At 43.0% G+C, this 23,812-nt stretch carries 23 protein-coding genes and 1 riboswitch; of the genes, 21 read left to right on the top strand and 2 right to left on the bottom strand.

What is annotated here, in order from left to right; translation table 11 throughout:
• Positions 1-21: 21 nt before the first annotated feature.
• From recG to smc, 16 genes are all read left to right on the top strand, one after another.
• On the top strand, positions 22-2,079 hold the full coding sequence (gene recG / locus M0R36_08630; protein ID MCK9555860.1) for an ATP-dependent DNA helicase RecG: 2,058 nt from the start codon (positions 22-24) through the stop codon (positions 2,077-2,079).
• Between the two features lie 3 nt (positions 2,080-2,082).
• The gene (rsmD, locus tag M0R36_08635; protein ID MCK9555861.1) at positions 2,083-2,646 is read left to right on the top strand and encodes a 16S rRNA (guanine(966)-N(2))-methyltransferase RsmD; all 564 of its coding nucleotides are present in this window, start codon (positions 2,083-2,085) and stop codon (positions 2,644-2,646) included.
• Between the two features lies 1 nt (position 2,647).
• Positions 2,648-3,130 (top strand): pantetheine-phosphate adenylyltransferase, encoded by a 483-nt coding sequence (coaD, locus tag M0R36_08640; GenBank protein ID MCK9555862.1) that lies wholly within the window; start codon positions 2,648-2,650, stop codon positions 3,128-3,130.
• A gap of 1 nt (position 3,131) precedes the next feature.
• Positions 3,132-4,115, top strand: a complete 984-nt coding sequence (gene pta / locus M0R36_08645) for a phosphate acetyltransferase (GenBank protein MCK9555863.1) — start codon at positions 3,132-3,134, stop codon at positions 4,113-4,115.
• Between the two features lie 16 nt (positions 4,116-4,131).
• On the top strand, positions 4,132-4,602 hold the full coding sequence (locus M0R36_08650; protein ID MCK9555864.1) for a DUF177 domain-containing protein: 471 nt from the start codon (positions 4,132-4,134) through the stop codon (positions 4,600-4,602).
• A 32-nt stretch (positions 4,603-4,634) separates the two neighbouring features.
• Entirely contained in the window at positions 4,635-4,817 is a 183-nt protein-coding gene (gene rpmF, locus M0R36_08655) for a 50S ribosomal protein L32 (GenBank protein ID MCK9555865.1), read from the top strand.
• A gap of 2 nt (positions 4,818-4,819) precedes the next feature.
• Positions 4,820-5,824, top strand: a complete 1,005-nt coding sequence (gene plsX, locus M0R36_08660; GenBank protein MCK9555866.1) for a phosphate acyltransferase PlsX — start codon at positions 4,820-4,822, stop codon at positions 5,822-5,824.
• A gap of 13 nt (positions 5,825-5,837) precedes the next feature.
• Complete coding sequence (locus tag M0R36_08665) at positions 5,838-6,830, top strand: ketoacyl-ACP synthase III (GenBank protein ID MCK9555867.1); 993 nt, start codon at positions 5,838-5,840, stop codon at positions 6,828-6,830.
• A 101-nt stretch (positions 6,831-6,931) separates the two neighbouring features.
• Positions 6,932-7,813, top strand: coding sequence for an ACP S-malonyltransferase (gene fabD / locus M0R36_08670; protein MCK9555868.1), 882 nt, complete (start codon positions 6,932-6,934; stop codon positions 7,811-7,813).
• A gap of 18 nt (positions 7,814-7,831) precedes the next feature.
• Complete coding sequence (gene fabG / locus M0R36_08675; protein ID MCK9555869.1) at positions 7,832-8,575, top strand: 3-oxoacyl-[acyl-carrier-protein] reductase; 744 nt, start codon at positions 7,832-7,834, stop codon at positions 8,573-8,575.
• A gap of 26 nt (positions 8,576-8,601) precedes the next feature.
• Positions 8,602-8,838 carry an acyl carrier protein gene (acpP, locus tag M0R36_08680; protein MCK9555870.1) on the top strand — a complete coding sequence of 79 codons (237 nt, stop codon included), beginning with the start codon at positions 8,602-8,604 and terminating at the stop codon, positions 8,836-8,838.
• Positions 8,839-8,917: 79 nt separating this feature from the next.
• Positions 8,918-10,159, top strand: coding sequence for a beta-ketoacyl-ACP synthase II (fabF, locus tag M0R36_08685; GenBank protein ID MCK9555871.1), 1,242 nt, complete (start codon positions 8,918-8,920; stop codon positions 10,157-10,159).
• A gap of 101 nt (positions 10,160-10,260) precedes the next feature.
• The gene (locus M0R36_08690; protein ID MCK9555872.1) at positions 10,261-11,418 is read left to right on the top strand and encodes an acyl-CoA dehydrogenase family protein; all 1,158 of its coding nucleotides are present in this window, start codon (positions 10,261-10,263) and stop codon (positions 11,416-11,418) included.
• Positions 11,415-12,194, top strand: a complete 780-nt coding sequence (locus M0R36_08695) for an electron transfer flavoprotein subunit beta/FixA family protein (GenBank protein ID MCK9555873.1) — start codon at positions 11,415-11,417, stop codon at positions 12,192-12,194. Before M0R36_08690 ends, M0R36_08695 begins: the two co-directional genes overlap by 4 nt.
• 283 nt (positions 12,195-12,477) lie before the next feature.
• The gene (locus M0R36_08700) at positions 12,478-13,677 is read left to right on the top strand and encodes an electron transfer flavoprotein subunit alpha (protein MCK9555874.1); all 1,200 of its coding nucleotides are present in this window, start codon (positions 12,478-12,480) and stop codon (positions 13,675-13,677) included.
• A gap of 465 nt (positions 13,678-14,142) precedes the next feature.
• Positions 14,143-17,721 carry a chromosome segregation protein SMC gene (smc, locus tag M0R36_08705; GenBank protein MCK9555875.1) on the top strand — a complete coding sequence of 1,193 codons (3,579 nt, stop codon included), beginning with the start codon at positions 14,143-14,145 and terminating at the stop codon, positions 17,719-17,721.
• An 8-nt stretch (positions 17,722-17,729) separates the two neighbouring features.
• Here the strand turns inward: smc and M0R36_08710 are convergent, their stop codons facing one another.
• Together M0R36_08710 and M0R36_08715 are read right to left on the bottom strand one after the other, a co-directional pair.
• Positions 17,730-18,893: an aminotransferase class I/II-fold pyridoxal phosphate-dependent enzyme gene (locus M0R36_08710; protein MCK9555876.1), complete on the bottom strand. Its 1,164-nt coding sequence runs from the start codon at positions 18,891-18,893 to the stop codon at positions 17,730-17,732.
• A gap of 11 nt (positions 18,894-18,904) precedes the next feature.
• Positions 18,905-19,393, bottom strand: a complete 489-nt coding sequence (locus tag M0R36_08715) for an Lrp/AsnC family transcriptional regulator (GenBank protein ID MCK9555877.1) — start codon at positions 19,391-19,393, stop codon at positions 18,905-18,907.
• Between the two features lie 109 nt (positions 19,394-19,502).
• Positions 19,503-19,637: riboswitch (FMN riboswitch) on the top strand.
• A gap of 298 nt (positions 19,638-19,935) precedes the next feature.
• Here M0R36_08715 and M0R36_08720 point away from each other — a divergent pair.
• The 5 genes from M0R36_08720 to ftsY are packed head-to-tail and all read left to right on the top strand — an operon-like array spanning position 19,936 to position 23,809.
• Positions 19,936-21,141: a bifunctional 3,4-dihydroxy-2-butanone-4-phosphate synthase/GTP cyclohydrolase II gene (locus tag M0R36_08720; GenBank protein MCK9555878.1), complete on the top strand. Its 1,206-nt coding sequence runs from the start codon at positions 19,936-19,938 to the stop codon at positions 21,139-21,141.
• Positions 21,142-21,156: 15 nt separating this feature from the next.
• Entirely contained in the window at positions 21,157-21,624 is a 468-nt protein-coding gene (gene ribE / locus M0R36_08725) for a 6,7-dimethyl-8-ribityllumazine synthase (GenBank protein ID MCK9555879.1), read from the top strand.
• A gap of 11 nt (positions 21,625-21,635) precedes the next feature.
• Positions 21,636-22,064, top strand: a complete 429-nt coding sequence (gene nusB / locus M0R36_08730; protein MCK9555880.1) for a transcription antitermination factor NusB — start codon at positions 21,636-21,638, stop codon at positions 22,062-22,064.
• The gene (locus tag M0R36_08735; protein ID MCK9555881.1) at positions 22,057-22,881 is read left to right on the top strand and encodes a PHP domain-containing protein; all 825 of its coding nucleotides are present in this window, start codon (positions 22,057-22,059) and stop codon (positions 22,879-22,881) included. The genes nusB and M0R36_08735 overlap by 8 nt, the downstream gene beginning before the upstream one ends.
• Positions 22,882-22,894: 13 nt before the next feature.
• Positions 22,895-23,809, top strand: coding sequence for a signal recognition particle-docking protein FtsY (gene ftsY / locus M0R36_08740; protein ID MCK9555882.1), 915 nt, complete (start codon positions 22,895-22,897; stop codon positions 23,807-23,809).
• Positions 23,810-23,812 lie beyond the last annotated feature (3 nt).

Genomic DNA, 23,812 nt, shown 5'->3' on the forward strand with positions numbered 1-23,812 from the left:
AATTCTGTTAAATTTATGTCTATGAATAATTTCATGTTCAATAGCGTGAGATATCTGAAGGGCGTTGGTCCCGCTAAATATAATCTTATGGTCAGAATGGGCATATATACTGTCTACGACCTTTTGAATTATTTGCCCCGGAAATATGAGGACAGGTCTGATTTCGTTAAAATACGGCAGATCAGGAAGGATGAGCAAGCTACCTTTATTGCGCAGGTGGCGTTGGTCGGTTCTAAAAGAACGAGGGGCAGGAAAGAAATAGTAAATGTCGCTTTTTCCGATGAAACGGGAATTATATGCGGAGTATGGTTTAATCAGCCTTATATAAAAAATGTATTTGAAAAAGGGCAAAAAGTCATTATTACGGGCAAAGCTTCGGAATACGGAAAATTGCAATTAGTCAATCCTGAATATGAAATACTGGATTCGGAGGATTATGAGCTTATCAATACCGGCAGGATAGTTCCCTTTTATTCCGTTACGGAGGGTCTTTCCCAGAAAGTCTTAAGGCGGGTGATAAAAAATCTTCTGGATATCCATCTGGATGATATTGAAGAATACCTTCCCCGTTCAGTCATGGAGAAAAGGGGAATCAGCGGTATCCGTGAATCTTATTTAAATGCGCATTTTCCGGAAACAGCCCGGAAAGCTTTAATGTCCAGGAGAAGCCTGGCCTTCAGGGAGTTTTTCCTCTTCCATGCGGATATACTGAATAACAGGAATAAAGCGCGCAGGTTATACAGGGGCATCGCGCATGATACGGACGGGAAATTGTTTTCTGCCTTCCTTCCGACTCTGCCTTTCAGGCTTACGGGCGCGCAGACAAAGGCTCTTTTATCTATAAAGCGGGATATGTCGGAAAATACCAGGATGAACAGGCTTCTTCAGGGCGATGTGGGAAGCGGAAAAACCGTTGTTGCGGTTTGCGCCGCGTATATCGCGGTTCAAAACGGGAAACAGGCCGTGTTTATGGCGCCTACCGAAATCCTTGCCGAGCAGCATATGAAAACAATATCCTCTCTTTTCTCTTCGCACAATATAAAAACAGCGCTTCTGCGCGGAAACATGAAAAAATCAGAAAGGGACGATATCCTCAGGAAAATCAAAAGCGGCGGATATGATATTATAATAGGGACACATGCTCTTATTCAGGAAGATATCAGGTTTTCCGCTTTAAGCCTTGTGGTGATAGATGAACAGCATAAATTCGGAGTAGTGCAGAGAGAAAAGCTGGTGAGTAAAGGATTGTATCCCGATACGATTGTGATGACAGCCACACCTATTCCTCGAACGCTGGCAGTTACCGTTTACGGGGATATGGATGTTTCTGTCATTAAAACTCTTCCTGAAGGCCGGATTCCCGTGAAAACATTTCATATCACCGGACGGAAGCTGGATGACGCGTATAATTTTATTAAAAGAAAAGTCCTGGCCGAAGGAGATCAGGCGTATATTGTTTATCCTGCCGTCGAAGATTCCGGAAGATCCGAACTTAAATCTGTTATCGATATGTATAAGAAGCTGTCGGACTCCGTCTTTTCCGGAATAAGGACGGGGCTGGTGCACGGAAAACTGAAAGCGGAAACAAAAGAAGAGATAATGAAACTTTTTATGGACGATGAGATTAAAATACTGTTTGCCACGAGCATAATTGAAGTCGGGCTGGATAATCCGAAGGCTACAGTTATGATGGTGGAAAATGCCGGGCGTTACGGCCTTTCCCAGCTTCACCAGTTGAGAGGGAGAGTGGGGAGAGGGAAAAAACAGTCATACTGCATTTTACTGAGCGATGAAAAAAATGAGCAGGCCGAAAAGCGCATTAACGCCCTGGTAAAAATCAATGACGGCTTTAAGATAGCCGAGATAGATTTGGCTTTAAGGGGTCCCGGTCAGTTCTACGGCACAAAACAACACGGTATATCCGATTTCAAGGTTGCTGATGTTATAAAAGACAGGGAAATGTTGTTTCAGGCAAGGCATGATGCGAAGATGATGTTTATGAAAGATCCCCGCGTTATGCGGAGCTCATTTTCTTTAGCTTCTGTTTTATACGGGCATAAAAAGAGGGTTTATCAATAGAGTATGAGGGTGATATCTGGAAAAGCAAAAGGGAAAAGATTGTTTTCCCCCGGAAATTCTTCTCTGCGGCCGACATTAGACAGGGTGAAGGAGAGTATTTTCAATATGATATCAGGCGCGCTGCCCGGGGCTGCGGTGCTGGATCTTTTTGCGGGTACGGGTCAACTGGGAATAGAGGCCTTAAGCAGGGGATCAAAGCATTGTCTCTTTATGGAAAAAGACGCCGGCGCGTGTAAAATAATACAGAAGAACCTTTTGTACACAAACTTAAACAGTTACGCGACATTAATAAGAAGGGATGTCCCGGACGGTGTCAAAAGCCTGCATAAGCAGGGGGTTCGCTTTGATCTGGTCTTTGCCGATCCGCCTTACAAATACGATTATTTCGGCTTCAGTGAAGGTATAAATCTATTGAAACTGGAGTATCTGTATGATATTATCGCCGTTAACGGTTTATTCATAGCCGAACACAAATCAAAAAACAGGCTTGATTTCGGGCCGGAATTCAGGGAAATAAGGAACAGGGTTTTCGGGCAGACATCAATAACCATTCTTAAGAGATTTTAATATGAATAAAAAAGCTGTATATGCGGGCAGTTTTGATCCTGTTACCTACGGGCATGTGGATGTCATAGAGAGGGCTTCAAAGATATTTGAAGAATTGGTGGTCGCGGTAGCGTGTAATGTCTCGAAAACATCTTTATTCAGCGTTGAAGAACGGTTGGATCATATCAGGGGCTCATTGAATAACATCAAGAATGTGACGGTATGTTCTTTTGACGGTCTTCTTGTTGATTATGCGGGAAAAATAAACGCGAAGGTCCTGGTAAGAGGCTTAAGAGCCCTTACGGATTTCGAATATGAATTTCAGATGGCTTTGACCAATCGAAAACTTGCGGAAAACATTGAAACGATTTTTTTGATGCCGAAAGAGCAATATTCTTACATAAGCTCTAAAATGATTAAGGAAATTATTGCGCTGGGAGGGGATGTGTCCTGTTTTGTGCCTTCCATAGTGAAAGAAGCTTTGATCGGAAAGATGAGGAAATAAAATGGGCTTTTTTGAAGATATCGTGGCGAGAGTGCAAAAAGGCAGAAAAATAGTTTTTCCCGAAACTTACGACGTCCGGGTTTTGAAGGCGGCGCTTGAGATATATGAGCAGGGCTGGGCCGAACCTGTTCTCCTGGGGAAACCGGATGTTATTAAAAAAGAGGTGGATACAGGGGATAAAATCACGATAATCGACCCTGATTCATACGGGAAAAAAGAAGAATTTATTGACGCGTATTATGAACTTAGAAAACATAAGGGAATAAGCCGGAACATCGCTGAGAAATTTATTGCGAAGCCGCTTTTTTTCGGGGCAATGATGGTTCGCAGGGGTATTGTTGACGGCATGGTCGCAGGCTCAACCGCGACTTCGGCTGATGTAATAAGATCCGCCATACATGTAATAGGCACTCGCCCCGGAATTAAAACGGCATCCAGTTCTTTCGCGATGATAGTGCCCGACTGCCCTTTCGGTTCGGCCGGAAGGTTTATATATGCTGATTCGGGTTTAGTCCCCGACCCGGATGCGGAACAGCTTGCGGATATCGCTATCGCGTCTTCAAAAATGTGCAGGGTGCTCTATGACACCGAACCGGTCGTGGCGATGCTGTCATTTTCGACTAAAGGCAGCGCGCGCCATAAAATATTGGATAAGGTTATTGCGGCTGTTGAAATCGCAAAGTCCAAGGAACCGTCTTTAAAAATCGACGGGGAACTGCAGGGGGATGCCGCATTGGTTCCCGCTATAGCTCAGAAGAAGGCTCCCGGCAGTCCCGCGGCGGGAAAAGCCAATGTCCTGATTTTCCCGGATTTAAATGCCGGGAATATCGCTTATAAACTTACGGAAAGATTAGCCAGGGCTGAAGCCTACGGTCCGTTACTCCAGGGTCTGGCGAAACCGGTAAATGACCTTTCCAGGGGTTGTACTGTAAACGACATTGTAACTGTTGCCGCGATAACAGCGCTTGAATCAGCGCTTAACTGAATACCCCGCCTGCCGAATGAAAAATTTGCTCATATATGTAAAACAGCTTGAAAAAAAGCCTCTGGTTTTTTCTGAAATGCTGGATAGGGATATAGTGGAAACCGGACCGGGCCTGCCGTTCCTGACGGAAGATATCCTTGCGGCCGGAACAGCCGAACTTATAGGCAAAACGCTTTTGGTTAAATGTAAAATCAAAACAGCGTATAATATCACATGCGCAAGGTGCCTTGACAGCATTGAAAAAGAATTTTTAACGGACGATTTCCTTGTGAATATTGAGATAATAAATCAGGATATTATTGACTTGACAGGATATATCAGAGAAGATATTATACTTGCGCTTCCTGCTGTCTCTTTATGTAAAAAAAATTGCAAGGGACTTTGTCCGTCATGCGGTATAAATTTGAATAAGAGCAGCTGCGGTTGTATGGAAGGCGGCGAAAAAGGCGGCCCGTGGAAGAAGCTTGACGATTTAAATATTAAATAACATTTGAAATTAATAAATAAGGAGAATGGAAAATGGCTGTTCCTAAACGAAGAACATCAAAATCAAGAAAAGGCATGAGAAGAGCGCATGATGCGGTAACATCTGTTCAGACCGTAGAATGTCCTGTCTGTAAAGCTCCCAAGATTCCACATAGGGTATGTCCCAGCTGCGGACATTATAAAGACCGTAAAATCATGGATGTCGAGGAAGCTTGAATATGAAAATTGCTGTTGATGCGATGGGCGGGGATTATGCCCCGGAACAAATTGTAAAGGGGGTAGTCGAAGCTGCCAGAGAAAACAGGCAGTCGCGCGGCATCATATTAGTCGGTATTCAGGAAAGAGTCAGGGAAGAGCTGGAAAAATATAATACGGATGGACTGCCCATAACCATCTGTCACTCTTCCGAGATTGTCGAGATGAACGACCCTCCCGCGGTTGCCGTGAAGAAAAAAAGGGACTCTTCTATTTCCATTGCCGCCGATTTAGTCAGGAACGGAGAAGCATCGGCTCTGGTAACTGCCGGGAATACCGGCGCTGCGGTGGCGGCGACAGTCCTGAAATGGAGAATGCTTAACAAAGTAGACAGGCCCGCTATCGCAACTGTCTTTCCATCCCCGTCCGGATACACACTGCTTTTGGATGTCGGGGCAAATGTTTCATGTAAACCTCTTCACCTGTTACAGTATTCAATAATGGGCAAGGTTTACGCTGAACACGTGATGGGTATACGCGACCCCAAGATCGGGCTGCTTAGCGTGGGTGAAGAATCGACCAAGGGAAATGTCTTTACAAAAGAAGCTTACAGGAATCTCCAGAATATACCGGGAATCAACTTTGTGGGTAATGTTGAAGGAAAAGATATCTTTTCAAATGCGGTTGATGTTGTTGTTACCGACGGATTTGTAGGTAATGTAGTTCTGAAATTAAGCGAAGGAGTCGCATCTGCTTTGCAGGAAATGCTGAAGTCGGAAATTGAAAAAGCTATTATAAATAAAGTAGGCGCGCTGCTTATGATGTCCGCCTTTAAGAATTTAAAAAAGAAGGCCGACTATGATGAACACGGCGGAGCTCCTTTACTGGGGGTTAACGGGGTTTGTATTATATGCCACGGGCGTTCATCGGCGAAAGCGATCAAGAATGCGATCAATGTCGCTGAAGGCTATGTGATTAACAATGTCAATGAGCACATAGAAGATGAAATCAGGACTTTCTTAACATAATCAGGGTGGAAAATTGAGAAACAAAATCACTGCTTCAATAATCGGCACAGGCTCCTATCTTCCGGAAAAAGTTATCACGAATAAGGACCTTGAATCGATGGTTGACACTTCTGATGAGTGGATAACCACGAGAACCGGCATTAAGGAACGGCATATCGCCGCAGATGATGAGTATACTTCGGATATGGGCGCGAAAGCGGCTATGCGGGCCCTCCATTCAGCCGGCAAAAAGCCTTCCGCGATAGACCTTATTATAGTGGCCACGATAACGCCGGATATGCTTTTTCCGTCAACCGCCTGTTTTGTACAGGATAAGATAGGAGCAAGAAACGCCGCCTGTTTTGATATAGGAGCCGCCTGTTCGGGGTATATATATGCGATAGAGATCGCAAAAAGGCTTGTTGAAACAGGCAGCCACAATACAATACTTGTCATCGCGTCTGAAAAATTGTCTGCGATTACCGATTGGAGCGATAGAAATACCTGTGTCCTTTTCGGCGATGGAGCGGGAGCCTGTATTATTTCCGGGGAAGAAACCGGAAAACCACGGATTTTATGCACTTATACGGGCGCGGACAGCAGCGCGGCTGAACTATTGATGATGCCGGGCGGGGGGACGAGGTTTCCCGCATCAATACAAACAGTTGAGAAAAAAATGCATTTTTTGAAGATGGAGGGGAGAGAAGTGTTTAAAAATGCGGTATTGTCTATGTACAAGGCCGCCGAAAGAATAATGAAAAAATGTGATGTAAAGATAGATGAGATAAACTGTTTCCTGCCGCATCAGGCAAATATAAGGATAATTGACGCGGTCGCAAAAAAAATAGGGATAGCTAAAGAAAAAATTCATCTGAATATTCAAAAATTCGGGAACATGTCAGCGGCGACGGTTGCTGTCGGGCTTGATGAAGTTTTTAGGGGGTGGGATTTAAAACCCGGAGACAAAATGCTTGTTGATGCTTTCGGCGCGGGTTTTACTTTCGGTTCTCTTATTATCGAATGGTAATCATATTTTCAAACTGAAAATCTGTTTTAATTATATTCGGGGTTATTTAAGTGAGAATTATTTCTTTTATTTTTCCGGGCCAGGGTTCCCAATACGCGGGTATGGGTAAAAGTCTTTATGAAAACTATGAGTCTGCCCGGCGTATTTTTAATAAGGCTGAGGATATTCTGGGGTTCGGCCTTAAAACACTTTGTTTTGACGGACCCGGAGAAGAGATACTGAAAACCGATATATGCCAGCCTGCCATTTTGACGTGTTCTGCGGCGGCAATGGCGGTTTTGAAAGATGATTACGGGATTATTCCTTCTTTCTGCGGCGGATTAAGCCTTGGAGAGTATTCGGGTCTTGTGTGTTCGGGGGCGCTTCTATTTGAGGATGCTATTTCTCTCGTTCATAAAAGAGGCAGGTTTATGCAGGAGGCATGTGAAGAAACGGAGGGAACAATGGCTTCCGTTATAGGAAGCGATGAAAATAAAGTAAATGAGTTTGTGCGTGAAGCGGCTTGTGAAGGGGTTATTTCCGTAGCGAATATGAATTGCCCCGGCCAGATCGTGATTTCGGGGGAAAAAAAGGCCGTTTATAAAGCTATAGAACTTGCAAAGGCCGCCGGAATAAGGAAGATAATCGAACTGAAAGTAGCGGGGGCATATCATTCCCCCTTGATGGAATCGGCCAAAAGCAAACTGAAAAAAGAATTGGAAGCTGTTGTAATCAACAGGCCCTCCGTTAAATGCGCGTCTAATGTCCTCGGAACATTTTATTCTGAAACAGATGATATAAAGGCTCTTCTCTCAGAGCAGGTCACCTCTCCTGTGCTATGGCAAAAATGCGTTGAATCGATTATCAAAGAGGGCTGCGGCCTGTTTTTCGAGCCCGGCTGCGGAAAAGTGCTTACGGGACTGATTAAAAGAATTGATGCGTCAAAAACATGTATTGTTATTGAGAAAAAGGAAGATCTGGAATCTTTAAAAGCCAGGGTGTGAATAAGGGGGTTCAGGATTATGTTATTGAAAGATAAGACTGCGATAGTGACCGGCGCCGCGCAGGGTATAGGTAAAGAAATAGCGTTGAGATTAGCCGGCGAAGGGGCAGACATTGCTTTATGCGATATAGATGAAGAAAGCCTGAAAAAAACAGCCGCTGAAATAGCGGATTTGGGCAGAAAATCATATGCGTATAAATGTAATGTATCCGACTTTGCAAGTGTCGATGAAACTGTCAACAAAATTCTTGACAATGCAGGTAAAGTGGATATACTCATTAACAATGCTGGCTTGACAAGAGATTCTTTAATGATGAGGATGAAAGAAGAAGATTGGGATCTTGTCATCAGCGTTAACTTGAAGGGCGTATTTAATTTCACGAAGTCTGTCTGTCGCCCTATGTTGAAGCAAAGATCAGGTAAAATCGTCAATATAGCTTCTATAATTGGCTTGGTCGGCAATGCCGGGCAGGCTAATTATGCGGCGTCAAAAGCCGGAGTTATCGCTTTGACAAAAACGGCAGCCAGAGAAATGGCATCGAGAGGCATTAATGTAAATGCCGTTGCTCCCGGATTTATCCAGACCAGGATGACCGATGTTCTTTCTGAAGATGTTAAGCGGCAAATGTTAAAAGCTATACCTCTCGGTTATTTTGGCAAACCCGGGGATGTGGCAAATGTAGTATTATTTTTATCTTCTGATTTATCGTCATATGTTACAGGCCAGGTTGTTATTGTTGATGGCGGAATGGTAATGGCATAAAATGTTTTCAAAAAGGAGGAAATAAGATGTCATCTGTTGCCGAGAGAGTAAAAAAAATAATAGTTGAGCAGTTGGGAGTCAATGCTGAAGAAGTAACTAATGAAGCTTCGTTTATAGATGATCTGGGCGCTGATTCTCTTGATACGGTAGAGTTGGTTATGGCCCTTGAAGAAGAATTCAATGCCGACATACCGGATGAAGAAGCGGAAAAACTTAAGACAGTCGGCAACGTAATCAAATATATCGAAGACCATCAGCAGTAAAATTATTCTTTAAATAGGGCATTTCACTGGTTGTTACATGGAATGCCCTGTTGTTAATATCAAAAGGATGTAATTTCCGATGTCACATAAAAGAGTAGTAATAACAGGCTTGGGAGTCATATCGCCGAACGGCGGTAATCTGCAGGAATACTGGGATGCTCTGATTCATGGTAAAAGCGGTATTTCCCGCCTGACATACTTTGACCCTTCTGACTTCAACTCGCACATTGCCGGCGAAGTAAAGAATTTCGACGCGTCAAAATACATTAATCCGAAAGACCTCAGGAAAACGGAAAAATTTGTCGCTTTTGCCGTCGCGACCGCTAAGATGGCGCTGGATGATTCCGGCATTGATATGAATAATGAAGATCCGACCAAAATAGGCGTTTACGTCGGTTCGGGTATCGGCGGTATCCAGACGATGCAGGAGCAGCATACGAGATATGTTGAAAAGGGACCGAACAGGTTATCTCCGTTTTTGATTCCCATGCTGATAACTAATATTGCCGCAGGGCAGGTTTCGATAAGTATCGGCGCAAAAGGCCCGAATTTATGTGTTGTAACTGCTTGCGCCAGCGCCGCGCATTCTATAGGAGAAGCGTGGAGGGCGATTAGGGACGGCGATGCGGATGCCATGTTTGCGGGGGGCACGGAAGGGGCTTTGACTGTTCTGGGATTCGGCGGCTTTTGCGCGATGAAAGCCCTTTCGACAAGAAATGATGAGCCGGAAAGAGCGAGCCGTCCTTTTGACAGAGACAGAGATGGTTTTATTATGTCGGAAGGCGCCGGAATCGTTGTGCTTGAAGAGCTTGAACACGCAAAAAAAAGAGGAGCCAATATATATTGTGAAATGACCGGTTACGGACTTTCGGGAGACGGTTATCATATTACGGCCCCGGATCCTCTCGGAGCCGGAGGCGCCAGAGCTTTGAAAATGGCTATAAAAAAATCCGGGTTGCCCCTGGAAGATTACAGTTATATAAATGCCCACGGCACGTCAACAAAGCTTAATGACAAATGCGAAACCCTCGCAATTAAATCGGTTTTCGGAGATCATGCAAAAAAACTTGCGGTAAGCTCCATAAAATCAATGACCGGCCACCTGCTGGGAGCGGCCGGCGCGGTTGAATTGATCGCCACCGCCCTGACAATCAAGAACAGTATAATACCGCCTACGATAAACTATGAAAATCCCGACCCGGAATGTGACCTTGATTATGTTCCTAATTATGCCAGGGAAGCAAAAGTTAAGGCCGCCTTATCCAATTCTTTGGGATTCGGAGGGCATAACGCAACATTAGCTTTAAAGAAATTTGAATGATTTTTAGTGTTGATGAAGGTTTTAAATCTTCTAAAGCAATAAGATATAATCAGTATACCTGTCGTTTTTAGCTGTTTTGAAAAAGCCCTTAGGAGGAAAAAATGAATTACGGATTTACAGAAGAACAATTAATGATACAGGAAATATGCGATAAGATCGGAAAAGAAAAAATTGTTCCTGTAAGGGAAAAATATGATGAAACGGGAGAGTTTCCCTGGGATATAGTTAAGATCCTGTCGGAGTCAGACATATTCGGGGTTTATCTGGCCGAGGAATACGGCGGGATGGGCGGGGGCTGCCTTGATATGTGTATTGCGACAGAGACGTTAAGTAAGTATTGCGGGGGAATCGCCCTTGCTTTTGCCGCGACAGGTCTTGGAACATACCCTTTGCTTTTATACGGCTCGGAACAGCAAAAGAAAAAATATCTTCCCGATATCGCTTCAGGAAAAAAACTTGCCGCTTTCGGCCTTACGGAATCAAATGCGGGAAGCGATGTGGGAGGCATACAGACAACAGCCGTGAAAAAAGGGGATTATTATATTCTTAACGGGACAAAACAGTGGATTACAAACGGCGGTGAAGCTGAAATATATTCAATCATAGCGTCTACCAATAAGGCAAAAGGAGCAAGGGGATTATCCGCTTTTATAGTGGAAAAAGGGACTGAAGGCTTTTCCTTCGGAAAAAAAGAAAATAAAATGGGGATTCGCGCGTCGGTAACCAGGGAACTTGTTTTTGAAGACTGCAGGATTCCCAAAGAAAATATCCTCGGGCGGGAAGGCGCGGGTTTTATGGTTGCGATGAAAACCTTCGACAAATCGAGGCCCGGTGTCGCTGCCCAGGCGCTGGGGATAGCCCAGGGAGCGCTGGATGAAGCTGTTAAATTTTCCAGGCAAAGGATCCAGTTTGAAAAACCCATAGCGTCTTTTCAGGGCGTTCAGTTTATGCTTGCCGATATGGCGACAAAGGTCGAAGCCGCCAGAACATTGGTGTATCAGGCCGCAAGAGAAGTTGATTCGGGAAATAAAAATGTCTCGAAAATATCCGCTATGGCCAAAATGTACGCTTCGGATGTAGCGATGGAAGTGACTACAGACGCCGTTCAGATATTGGGCGGAAGCGGTTATATGAAGGAATATCCCGTTGAGAAAATGATGAGAGACGCCAAGATCACACAGATATACGAAGGGACCAATCAGATACAACGCGGCATTATCGCAATGAATTTGATTAAAGAAGGGGCATCTTTAGAATGAATATAGTGGTTTGCATAAAACAGGTTCCCGATACAACTGAAGTGAGAATTGACCCTAAGACCAATACGCTTATCAGGGAAGGTGTTGCAAGCATAATAAATCCTTTTGATTTATACGCCATAGAAGAGGGCGTCAGGCTTAAAGAGAAATTCGGGGGGAAGGTAACAGTAATAAGCATGGGGCCTAAACAGGTTGAAAATGCCCTGAGGGAAGCGATATCCCTGGGCGCCGATGAAGCAGTGTTAATGAGCGACAGGGCATTTGCCGGTTCAGATACGCTGGCCACATCATTGGCTCTGTCGGAGGGAATCAGGAAAACGGGTTTTGACGTGATAATATGCGGCAAACAGGCTATTGACGGGGATACGGCGCAGGTGGGTCCGGGTATCGCAGCCCATCTGGATATTCCTCAAATCACCTATGTAAAGAAGATAGAGTCCGTAAATGACGGGAAAATACTTGCTGAGAGGATGGTCGAAGAAGGATATGAAGTAGTCGAGTCGACCCTGCCGGTTTTAATTACAGTCGTAAAAGAGATAAATGAACCGCGCCTGCCGTCGTTAAAAGGCAAGATGAAAGCAAAAAAAACTGAAATTAAAATAATTACGTCCGAAGACCTCGGTATAGATAAAACCAGAATAGGGCTGGACGGGTCTCCTACATGGGTCATGAAAATATTTACGCCTCCCAAAAAAGAAGGCGGAAAAATGTTTGAGGGCAGCGCTGATGAAGTGGTCGCTAAATTAATATCCGAATTACAGGATAATCTTATTTGATAAAAGAGTTAAAAAATAATAGTAACCACATTTACCCGCCTTAGGCGGGGATGGAAAAAAATAAGAGAAAAAAATAAAATTATATAATAAAAATTAAAATAGTTTTATCTGTGATTATCTGAGTTATCTGTGGTTTAAAAAAGCTTTTAAATTTTTTGTGTTTTTATAATTTCAGTTTTTCTGTATTTTTTATCTGTGTGTTCTGTGTAATCTGTGGTTAAGAAAGTTTTTAAGTTTTTGTTTTTTAATAGTAAAGATTTTAATTTTGAGAGGGTGTATCTAGATGGGAATCGAGATTGAGATTGAAAAGTGTGTGGGATGCGGCGCATGTATTAAGGCGTGTCCTTACAACGCTATTTCAATGCGGGATAAAATAGCTTATATTGACGAAGAAAAATGCACGCTGTGCGGCGCATGCGTTGAATCCTGCAAATTTGACGCGATAATCATGAGGGTTCACCATGAAGATGCGGTCAGGGATTTAGCGGCGTATAAGAATGTATGGGTTGTGGCAGAACAGAAAAAAGGCGAAATACAATCTGTTTCATATGAACTGCTGGGCGCCGGCAGGAAACTTGCGGATGACAGAAATTCAAAATTGGCCGCTGTGCTGATCGGCAAAGATATCCGCAAACAGGCGGAAAAACTTGTTGAGCGCGGAGCGGATAAGGTATATGTGGCGGAACATAAAGACCTGGAATATTTTAATGATGAACCATATTCCAGGATACTGGCTGACCTCATACGAAAAGAGAAACCCGAAATCGTTCTTACGGGCGCGACGGCAATAGGCAGGGCTTTGATTCCCAGGGTTGCGGTGCAGATAAGAACCGGTTTGACGGCTGACTGCACTTCTCTTGCGGTAGATCCGGACTCGGGCTTACTGTTACAGACAAGGCCTGCTTTCGGCGGGAATATCATGGCCACTATACTATGCAGGGATTACCGGCCTCAGATGGCTACCGTAAGACATAAGGTAATGAAAGAGCTTGAGCCTGACCCATCCAGAAAAGGCGATATAATCACCGTAAAGCCGCGTGAGGCAGATTTAAAATCCAGGACCAGAGTCCTGAAACTTGTTGAAGAAATAGAGTCTACGTTAAATCTTGCTGAGGCTGACATAATCGTCTCCGGAGGCAGGGGGTTAAAAGGCCCGGAAAATTTCCATTTGATTGAAGAACTTGCAAAAGCGCTCGGCGGAGCCGTAGGGGCAAGCAGGGCGGCTGTTGATGCCGGCTGGATTCCTTATTCACATCAGGTAGGGCAAACGGGTAAGACAGTCTGTTCCAAAATATACATTGCCTGCGGGATTTCCGGAGCTATACAGCATAAAGTGGGTATGCAGTCATCCGATTGTATAATAGCGATTAATAAAGACCCGAATGCTCCTATATTCGAAATAGCGACATATGGTGTTGTCGGAGATATATTTGAAATCCTTCCGAAATTGACCGAAGCCTTTAAGAAAGTCCTGAAAAAGTAGTTAAGTAGTTCAACAGTTCAGCAGCAAAAAAGATTTGAAACCACAGAGCACACAGATAATCACAGATTTTTAAAACTAAAACTCTAAATCCTAATATCAAAATTCAAAACAATATTTAATTTCAAATAACTAAAATTACAAACAGATTTTAATTTTTAAGTGTTGATAAGCTCCTGTTCTCTATCTGTGTAAATCCCTGTCTGCCGCAGGCAGGTGTGTCATCTCCGCCTAAGGCGGGTAAATATGTAAATATCCGTGGTTAAAAAAATTTAAGTTATTTGTGTATTTTTGGTTCTTATCTGTGTGTTCTGTGTTATCTGTGGTTAAAAAGTCTTTAAAGTTTAATATAATTCCGTTCCTGTCCGTTGCTTGTACTCCACAAAATATGGTATTTTTACTTGATTATTCCTCCAATATATAGTATTTTTTAAAAAATTGCTCTAATAGTATCCGGAGGTAATAATAATGTATTTTAAACGTCTTGAATTGTCAGGCTTTAAATCTTTTGCCGATAAAACCGTTCTTAATTTTGAGCCCGGAACAACAGCTGTTGTCGGGCCTAACGGCTGCGGAAAAAGCAATATATCCGATGCAATACAATGGGTTCTGGGTGAACAGAGCGCCAAGTCGCTTCGCGGCTCAAAAATGGAAGATATTATTTTCGACGGCACGGCTGAAAGAAAACCTGTCGGTCTCTCGGAGGTGTCTTTAACACTGGGCGATGCCGATTCAACCATGGAGCTGGGATATAATGAAATCACCGTAACAAGAAGATTATTCCGCTCGGGAGAAAGCGAATACCTGATAAATAACAATATCTGCAGGCTTAAAGATATTAATGAATTGATAATGGGCACGGGACTGGGACTCAGCGCCTATTCTGTAATGGGCCAGGGCAGAATGGATGAAATATTAAAGTCGAAACCGGAGGAAAGACGCTATCTTTTTGAAGAAGCCGCGGGAATAACTAAATATAAGAGCAAAAAAAATGAAGCTTTAAGAAAACTTGAATATACGGAATCCAATTTATTAAGGCTCGGAGATATTATAAGCGAAGTTAAAAGACAGATAAATTCGGTTAAACGGCAGGCCACGAAAGCTCAGAAGTATAAAGATGTTGATGATGAACTGAGAGAACTTGAGGTAAAAACAGCGGCTTATAAATACGGCGAAATGAAAGAAGCTTTTACCGTATTAAAGGAAAAATCCTTAAATTATGACGAGAATGAAAAGCAATTACATGAAGAATTGTCATCTGTGGAAAAAGATATAAATAAAAGCAGGATTGAACTTGACGGCATCCTCTCGAAAATAAGCGAAATAAGGGAAAATAAATTCGAATTGTCGAAAAGGAATGAAAATCTCAAGACCAAAGTGGCTTATAACAAAGAGAGAATGGAAGAAATAAGGAAGAATTCAGAGCTTAAAAAAGCCGAACTGGCTGATCTTGAGAAAAAAGCCGGCGAGCTTGAAGAAAAGGAAAAAAATGTTTGCGATGATATCCGGCAGATTACGCTTCAGATAAATGATATTAACGGAAAAGTCAACTCGGCTTCAGAGAATCTGACGAAAATAAATGCCGGGATTAACGGAAAAACATCCGAAATAAAGCAAAGAAAAGAAAAGTCGATAGAGGTATTGAGTTTAAACACAAAGTGCAAAAACGGGATTATCGTAATCGACCAAAGGGAAAGGGATATTGTTTTAAGGGAAAAAAGGTTCAGGGTTGAGTCCGGCGAGCTTGATTCGAAAATAGAGAATGTTAACCGCGACCTGAAAATCAAAGCGGCTGATTTGCAAAGGCAGCAGCAGCATACAAAGAGAATCAAAAAGGAAATTCAGGATCTTGAATCTGAACTGGCCTCAAAACAGGAGCGGATAAGCTCGATCGAGCATGACAGAATAAACCTTCAGAAACAGAAGGCGGAAAAAAGTTCAAAACTTGAAGTATTGATGGATTTGAAGAAAAACTACGAGGGCTTTTATGAGGGCGTGAAAGATATCCTCAGGGCCTCCAGGGATTCAAATCTTCTTGAAGGTATTATCGGCCCGGTATCCGAGATAATACAGGTGGAAAATGGTTTTGAACTGGCATTTGAAGTTGCGCTGGGTTCCAACGCCCAGGTTGTTGTCAGCGGTTCAGTAGAGGAGGGCTCCAGGGCGCTGGAGCATATTAAAAAGAATTCCAAGGGGAGAGCTACTTTTGTCGCAATTAATAATCCAAAAGTCATTGACAGGTTCAATGTTTCCGCGCTGCAGAACGAAGAAGGTTTTATAGGGCATATACTTGATTTTGTAAAATTTGAACAAAGATATAATGATGTAATAAACTACCTGCTCGGGGATGTAGTGGTCTTCCATGATATTGATACGGCGCTGGCGGCTTCCAAAAAGCATAATTTTCCCTGCGATATAGCCACAAAATCAGGTGAATATGTTTCTTCCAGATGCCTGATTTCAGGAGGGGAAAATGAGAGCGCCCTGCAGGGGGTTGTAGCAAGGGAATCCCAGATCCTCCGCCTTCAGGATGAAATAAAAAATATTGAAGGAAAGTTGAACGTTCTGGATTCTTCATACGAACAGGTTGACTCCGAGACCTCGCTTCTCATCGGGCATTCCAAAGATATAAATTCAGAACTTTATAAAAATGAGATTAATCTTGCAAACATGAATTTTGAGATTGCCCGTCTTCAAAGCCTGATAACCCAGTATAATTCGGATAAAGAAAGGCTGCATTCCGAAATAAATTTCTTATCGGCGGAAAAAGCGGAAGTGCTTGAGGAAAGAAATGAATTAAAGCTTTCTCTGGAACAAACATCCAGGGAATCAGACAGCATCAAAAAATCAATCGATGATTATGATCAGGAAATGAGCCGGCTGGAAGATAATAAAAACGATATAATGGAACAGCTTACTTCTTTTAAAATTACCCAGAACGAACTGAAGTTCAGGGAAGATTCCATTAACCAGAGGGCGGCAGCGATTGCTTCCGCCAAAGAAGATTACACATCAAGATTAGACCGTGTAAAAATGGAATTAACGGCGGCCGGGGAAAGAACAGAAAAATTGGCCGAAGAAAATATATTATCCGCGGAAGAGATAAAATCCACGGAAAACGGGTTGAGCCGGTCCGATGCCGAGGAACAGGATATCCTCGGGAAGAAAAACTCCCTGTCTGAGATGATAAAACAGATGGAGGATAAATTATCTGAAAAAAGGAATTCCATGAGCCTGCTTCAGGAAGAGGGCAGGGATATCGAGGTCAGGGTTACGGAATATAAACTTAACATGAAAAATTTAAAGGATAATATCTGGGAAGAATATAAGGCTGACCTTGACATCAATAATGATCTTGATTTCAGCGGGACAGACTGGGACCAGACGGAAACGAGAATATCGGAATTAAAGAGGAAGAAAGAATCCATCGGGCCTGTCAGCCTGGGCGCGATAGAGGAATGCGAAGAACTTGAAGAGAGGCTGAAATTTTTAACTGAGCAGCATGAAGATCTTCTTAAAGCGAAAGAGTCGCTTCACACCGCTATAAGGACGATTAACGCTACAACCAGAAAACTTTTTACCGAAACATTTGAATCAATAAGGTCTAATTTCAGGGAGACTTTCAATATTTTGTTCGGCGGCGGCAAGTCAGATTTATGTTTTGTCGGAGAAGGGGATGTGCTGGAAGCGGGTATAGATGTGATGGCAACGCCTCCCGGCAAAAAGCTCAGGCATATATCACAATTGTCCGGCGGCGAATCCGCTTTAACCGCGATAGCTTTGATGTTTGCCCTTTTTAAGGTCAGGCCGAGCCCGTTTTGCGTCCTTGATGAAATAGATGCCCCCCTGGATGAATCAAATATCATGAGATTCGTTAACCTTTTAAAGGATTTTACGGTTAATACACAGTTCATAATCATCACGCATAATAAGAAAACAATAGGTATCAGCGATGTCATGTACGGCATTACCATGGAAGAAAAGGGGATTTCTAAAGTCGTATCGGTTAAATTTGCGGGAAAAGAGCCGGAAATCGCATCCGCTTGATAAAGCCGTTATTTTCCGGATTTTTTAACAAACCTTCCAATCCGCAGCAAAGCTTCTTTCAGTTTATCTATGCTTGTCGCATAGCACATTCTTATGAAGTCCTCATATCCGTCGCCGAAAGCTGTTCCGGGGACAACGGCTACCTTTTCAGAATGGAGAAGTTTTTTTGCAAATGTCTTCGAGTCCATACCGGTTTTCTTTATGGACGCAAAGGAATAAAACGCCCCTTCGGGCATATGGGCCTGAAGGCCTATTTCATTAAGGCCGCCAATAAACAGATTTCTTCTTCTCCTATATTCGTTTTTCATTTCTATGACAGCGGCGTAGCTTCTTTTTAAAGCCTCTATTGAAGCGATTTGGCCTGTAATGGGAGCGCACAACATCGTGTATTGGTGGATTTTATTCATTGCTGAAATCAGCCATTCCGGGCCGCATGCGTATCCTATTCTCCAGCCGGTCATGGAATAAGCTTTGGAAAAACCGTTAAGGTATAGGGTTTTCTCTTTCATTCCCGGCAATGTGATGAGAGGGATATGTTCAAAATCATAGGTTAAATCCCCGTAAATTTCATCGGTTATAACGATGATATCCCTCTTTTTAAGCGTGTTTGCTATGGCTGTAAGTTCTTTTTTTGTATAAGAGGCCCCTGTGGGGTTGCAGGGATAATTAAAAAGTATCGCTTTTGTTTTTTCCGATAATACGTTTTTAATATCTCCGGGGACCAGTTTGAAACCGTTTTCGGCCGAAGTTTTGATAATAACCGCTTTCCCGTCCGATAGTGTTATCAGCGGTTCATACGCGACATAGCAGGGTTCATGGATAATTACCTCATCCCCTTTATTTAAAATAGCTCTCATTGCAAGGTCGTTTGCTTCGCTGACTCCGACAGTAATCAGTATTTCTGTTTCGGGATCGTAATTTACCCCGTAACGTTTCTTTATATTTTTTGAAATTTCATTTCTTAATTCAAACAGGCCTTTATTGGATGTGTAAGAGGTATATCCGTTTTCAAAAGAGTATATGGCTGATTCTACTATATTCCAGGGTGTGGCAAAGTCGGGTTCACCCACGCCGAGGGAAATGACATCGTCCATTCCGATTACCAGGTCAAAGAATTCCCTGATGCCGGAAGGCTTTAAGAATCGGACTTTATCTGAGATCTTTTTAACCATACCCGTGACTTTCACATGGAAATAGCGATTCGTTTGTCTTTTATTGTTCTGCGGAGGATATCTCCGCTTTCCTTATACTTTTTTAATATGAAATGAGTCTGGGTCCCGCGCACATGCTCTATCGTTGAAAGTTTTTCCGCCACAAAATTACCTATAGTGTGTATGCTTTTTCCCGCTATTATCAACAGGAGGTCATATCCGCCGGAGAGCAGATAACAGCTTTTTACCTCGGGGAAACTGTATATTCTCTCCGCAACCTTGTCAAATCCCGAACCTCTTTCGGGGGAGATGTTCACCTCTATCAATGCCAGTACATCCGTGCAGCTCTCATCTTTCAGGAGCTCTTTGTTTATGACAGCCTTGTATTTGATTATTATCCCTTTTTTTTCATATTCGGAAATCGCTTTTTTTACATATTGCGCGCTTTTTTTTATCATTTTGGCGATTTCTTCGGGCGTAGTCCTTGCGTCTTTCTCCAATATCTCTAATATTTCATCCATAATAACCTCCACCGGAATTATGATTATTTATGTGTAGTATAAATACAGTTATATAAATAGTCAAAATATATTTATGATATTGACATAATGAATTATTGTGATAACATAGTTGAGTCTTCAGGGCAGGGTGTAAATCCCGGCCGGCGGTAAACCTTATAACGAGGCAAGCCCGCGAGTTCCCATGGGAACTGATCCGGTGTGATTCCGGAGCCGACGGTTAAAGTCCGGATGGAAGAAGGCGTTTTTATTAAAATATCTTACGCTCTGAAGTCCGCTTCAGGGCTTTTTTTTTGAAAGGATTAAGGATAGTAAAAAATAAAAATAATAGGCGGAAACAACACAAATACTAAAAGAGCGATAGTAACCACAGATGACACAGAACACACAGATAGAGATTATAAATACAAAAAAAGAATTTAAGAATTATAGTTTTTTATTTTTAAACTATTTATATATTTTTTGCTTTTTATCTGTGATTATCTGAGTTATCTGTGGTTAGGTAATTTTAAAGTTTTTTGGATTTAATATAAAGAGAAGGCCATATGAAATTCAACAGTGTCGAAGAGATTATTTCGGAGCTTAAAGAAGGCAGGATGGTTATCCTTGTCGATGACGAGAACCGTGAAAACGAGGGTGACCTGGTAATGGCCGCCGAAAAGGTCTCGCCTGAGACTATAAATTTCATGCTCTCCCACGGAAAAGGGCTCATTTGCGTTCCTATGTCACCCGACAGGATAGATAAACTTAATCTGGATCCCATGGTCAGAATAAATGCCGATACTTATAAGACGGCGTTTACGGTTTCTGTCGATGCCAGGAACGGAGTCTCTACCGGCATATCCGCTTTTGACCGCGCAAAAACCATAAAGTTACTTGCAGACGATAAATCCATCCCGTCCGATTTTGTAGTGCCGGGCCATATTTTCCCTCTGAAAGCCCGTGAGGGCGGTGTCCTTGTAAGAGCGGGGCATACAGAAGCTGCGGTTGATTACCTTAAGCTGGCGGGGTTAAATACAGTCGGCGTGATATGTGAAATTTTAAATCCCGACGGAAGCATGGCCAGGCTGCCTGAACTTGAAAAATTCGCCGGAAAATACAAACTTAAAATCTCATCAATAGAAAACCTTATCAAACACAGGCATAAGACCGAAAAGTTCATCAGAAAAGAGGTTGAAACCGATTTGCCTACAAAATTCGGGATTTTTAAGATGATAGGGTATTCATCCAGTATAGATGGACAGCAGCACGTCGCGCTTATAATGGGAAAATTTGACAAGGCGGCTCCTACACTGGTGAGAGTCCATTCGGAATGTTTAACCGGGGATGTTTTTAAATCCATGAGATGTGATTGCGGAAGCCAGCTTGAACAATCTATGCAGAAAATTGCGGAGGAGAAAAAAGGCGTTATCCTGTATATGAGGCAGGAAGGACGGGGAATAGGCCTTATCAACAAGTTAAAAGCTTATTCATTGCAGGACAAGGGATATGATACAGTGGAAGCCAACATAAAATTGGGATTTGAAGACGATCTTCGTGATTACGGCATCGGAGCCCAGATTCTTGAAGATATCGGGGTGGGGAATATTATCCTATTGACAAATAATCCGAGGAAAATCGTGGGACTGGAGGGATACGGGATAAAAATTGTGGGAAGAAAACAGTTAATCAGTAAAGTCAACAGGTATAACAGGAAATATTTGCTTACCAAGAAAAACAGAATGGGCCATTTTCTGAACATAAAAGAATGATAACGGAGGTGTGTAATGGGAAAGATTATCAGTGGTAAACTTAATGCGTCGGGAAAGAAAATCGCGCTGGTTGTAAGCAGGTTCAATGAATTTATTACCGCTAAGCTGATCGAGGGAGCCAGTGACTGTCTTATAAGACATGGAGCGGGTGAGAAGGATATAGATATTGTATGGGTCCCGGGTTCTTTCGAAATACCGGCGGTTGCAAAAAAAATAGCGAAGGGAAAAAAATATAATGCTATAATCTGCCTGGGAGCGGTGATTAGAGGGGATACGCCTCATTTTGATTATGTGTGCAAGGAAGTATCAAAAGGCGTATCTGTCCTGTCAATGGAATCGGAAATACCCGTAGTATTCGGGGTTGTTACAACCGATTCTCTGGAACAGGCCATTGAGCGCGCCGGGACCAAATCAGGGAACAAAGGCTTTGACGCGGCGCTGACGGCTATAGAATTGATAGATCTCTATGAAGAGATAAAATGACGGGATAATATATGGGCAACAGAAGGATAGCGAGAGAGATAATTCTAAAAAACCTGTATGCTAATGAGATCTCCGGTTGTGATAACAGTGATTCCGGCGATCTGGTTTCCGAAGAGTTTGCCAGGCTGGATGAAAAAAGCCGTTTGTTTGTTTCGGGCATATACAGGGGTATAATGGAAAATAAGGAAAAGATTGATTCGATTATTGTCCGGTATGCCGACAATTGGGATTTAAACAGAATAGCCATACTGGATAAGAATATACTGCGGTTTGCTATTTACGAAATGTTGTTTGTCGAAGATATCCCGCCGGTTGTTTCAATCAACGAGGCGATAGATATAGCAAAAAAATTCAGCACGAAAGACTCAGGCAAGTTCGTAAACGGTATTCTCGATAAAATTCATAAAGAATTAATAATAAATAAAGATAAAAATGGCTGATATTTGCGATCTTCATATACATACCCGGTTTTCCGACGGGATATTCTCTCCCGAAGAAATTGTAAAAATGGGTATTTCCGCCCGGCTGAGGGCTATTGCCATAACCGACCATGACACAATCGACGGGATCCCGCAGGCCGCGGATGCGGCTGAAGGGAAAAACATTGACGTGGTGCCCGCGGTTGAAGTCAGCGCTGATTCAGAAGATGATGAAATTCATATTCTGGGATACTTTATCGATTTAAATTCCGGCAGTCTGAAAAGGGAATTAAAGCGCCTGCGCGGCATAAGGGTGGAAAGAATATACCGGATGATAGAAAAGCTTAAGGCTCTCGGTATCAGTTTAAACCCGGAAGAGATAATAAAAGCCGGGGGTACCCAATCAGTAGGCCGTCCCCACATCGCGAGGGCTTTGGTTTCGTCGGGATATGTTAAAAATATTTCCGGGGCGTTCAGAAAATTTATAGGTGAAGGAGGCCCGGCATATGTAAAAAAGGAAAAACTTTCTCCCGAGCAGTGCATTTCCTTTATAAAAGATGCCGGCGGAGTTCCTGTCCTGGCTCATCCCGGAACCGTCAGGTCAAAACATGTCCTGAAAAAGGTTATCCGGTCAGGCGTCAAAGGCATTGAAATTTATCATCCCGACAATAATCCCGCGGCGGAAGATTTTTATATCGGGCTTGCCGAACAGTACGGGCTTATTGTTACGGGCGGTTCCGATTTCCACGGCCCGGAAAGCGCGCGTTCATATGTAGGGTTGAAAACAGTCGGTTATTCCGCTGTTGAAATGCTGAAAAAAACTAAATGTAAAAAATAAACAGGGCTTATCTATGATAACGGGAATCTTCTCCAGAATGAAGAAAGCCATGGGCAAAAGCCGTTTTAATATTTCCGCGCTCATTAAAACGATCCTCAGACAGGGTCTCTCCGAAAGAGAGATGCTGGAGGAAATAGAACGTTTATTGCTGCAGTCCGACGCGGGCCCCGCCGTTTGTGAATCAATAGCACGGGATTTAATGAAAGAACGGGAATTTTTCAGGGGGGAAGAAAGCGTTAAAAAGAAGCTTAAGGAATTGCTGCTTGTTTATTTTGGGATAAATGATGACAGGAGAAATTTAAATATGACGGGCGGAACCTCTGTCATTATGTTTGTAGGGGTTAACGGCAGCGGGAAAACGAGTTCAATAGCGAAAATCGCTAATTATCTCCTCAAAGAAAACAGGACAGTGATGCTGGCCGGTTGCGATACGTTCAGAGCCGCCGCGACCGAACAACTGGAATTCTGGTCTGAAAAACTGAAAATACCCCTGATCAAAGGGTTTGGCGGCGCCGACCCTGCAAGCGTGGCATTCGATGCCTGTAAATCCGCCGATGCTAAAAAGTGCGATTTTCTGCTGATTGATACCGCAGGCCGCCAGCATACAAAAGGGCATTTGATGGAAGAGATGAAAAAAATCAAATCCGCTGTAAATAAATGCGGGATTTCACAACCTTCGGAAATCCTTCTTGTCCTTGATGCCGTAACCGGCCAGAACGGGCTCGTTCAGGCTTCGAAATTCAATGAAACCCTCCGTTTAACCGGGGTAATCCTGTCCAAAATGGACGGGACGGCAAAGGGAGGCATTACGCTGCGTATTGAAAAAGAGGAAAAACTCCCTGTTAAATTTATTTCTTTCGGCGAATCGCTTGATGATTTAAGCCGTTTCGATCCGCGGGATTTTATCGAGTCATTATTAATGGATTAACTT

This window comes from bacterium, from assembly GCA_023228325.1.
Classification (GTDB): Bacteria; Auribacterota; UBA6266; order UBA6266; family UBA6266; genus UBA6266.

What these genes read in the sequence shown, in the direction of transcription:
- ribE (MCK9555879.1), top strand. Translation starts at nt 21,157, where the DNA reads ATGGGAAAGATTATCAGTGGTAAACTTAATGCGTCGGGAAAGAAAATC.
- smc (MCK9555875.1), top strand. Translation starts at nt 14,143, where the DNA reads ATGTATTTTAAACGTCTTGAATTGTCAGGCTTTAAATCTTTTGCCGAT.
- acpP (MCK9555870.1), top strand. Translation starts at nt 8,602, where the DNA reads ATGTCATCTGTTGCCGAGAGAGTAAAAAAAATAATAGTTGAGCAGTTG.
- fabG (MCK9555869.1), top strand. Translation starts at nt 7,832, where the DNA reads ATGTTATTGAAAGATAAGACTGCGATAGTGACCGGCGCCGCGCAGGGT.
- M0R36_08695 (MCK9555873.1), top strand. Translation starts at nt 11,415, where the DNA reads ATGAATATAGTGGTTTGCATAAAACAGGTTCCCGATACAACTGAAGTG.
- M0R36_08735 (MCK9555881.1), top strand. Translation starts at nt 22,057, where the DNA reads ATGGCTGATATTTGCGATCTTCATATACATACCCGGTTTTCCGACGGG.
- M0R36_08715 (MCK9555877.1), bottom strand. Translation starts at nt 19,393, where the DNA reads ATGGATGAAATATTAGAGATATTGGAGAAAGACGCAAGGACTACGCCC.
- M0R36_08700 (MCK9555874.1), top strand. Translation starts at nt 12,478, where the DNA reads ATGGGAATCGAGATTGAGATTGAAAAGTGTGTGGGATGCGGCGCATGT.
- fabF (MCK9555871.1), top strand. Translation starts at nt 8,918, where the DNA reads ATGTCACATAAAAGAGTAGTAATAACAGGCTTGGGAGTCATATCGCCG.
- nusB (MCK9555880.1), top strand. Translation starts at nt 21,636, where the DNA reads ATGGGCAACAGAAGGATAGCGAGAGAGATAATTCTAAAAAACCTGTAT.
- coaD (MCK9555862.1), top strand. Translation starts at nt 2,648, where the DNA reads ATGAATAAAAAAGCTGTATATGCGGGCAGTTTTGATCCTGTTACCTAC.
- recG (MCK9555860.1), top strand. Translation starts at nt 22, where the DNA reads ATGAATAATTTCATGTTCAATAGCGTGAGATATCTGAAGGGCGTTGGT.
- pta (MCK9555863.1), top strand. Translation starts at nt 3,132, where the DNA reads ATGGGCTTTTTTGAAGATATCGTGGCGAGAGTGCAAAAAGGCAGAAAA.
- M0R36_08720 (MCK9555878.1), top strand. Translation starts at nt 19,936, where the DNA reads ATGAAATTCAACAGTGTCGAAGAGATTATTTCGGAGCTTAAAGAAGGC.
- rpmF (MCK9555865.1), top strand. Translation starts at nt 4,635, where the DNA reads ATGGCTGTTCCTAAACGAAGAACATCAAAATCAAGAAAAGGCATGAGA.
- plsX (MCK9555866.1), top strand. Translation starts at nt 4,820, where the DNA reads ATGAAAATTGCTGTTGATGCGATGGGCGGGGATTATGCCCCGGAACAA.
- fabD (MCK9555868.1), top strand. Translation starts at nt 6,932, where the DNA reads ATGGGTAAAAGTCTTTATGAAAACTATGAGTCTGCCCGGCGTATTTTT.
- ftsY (MCK9555882.1), top strand. Translation starts at nt 22,895, where the DNA reads ATGATAACGGGAATCTTCTCCAGAATGAAGAAAGCCATGGGCAAAAGC.
- M0R36_08690 (MCK9555872.1), top strand. Translation starts at nt 10,261, where the DNA reads ATGAATTACGGATTTACAGAAGAACAATTAATGATACAGGAAATATGC.
- M0R36_08650 (MCK9555864.1), top strand. Translation starts at nt 4,132, where the DNA reads ATGAAAAATTTGCTCATATATGTAAAACAGCTTGAAAAAAAGCCTCTG.
- M0R36_08710 (MCK9555876.1), bottom strand. Translation starts at nt 18,893, where the DNA reads ATGGTTAAAAAGATCTCAGATAAAGTCCGATTCTTAAAGCCTTCCGGC.
- rsmD (MCK9555861.1), top strand. Translation starts at nt 2,083, where the DNA reads ATGAGGGTGATATCTGGAAAAGCAAAAGGGAAAAGATTGTTTTCCCCC.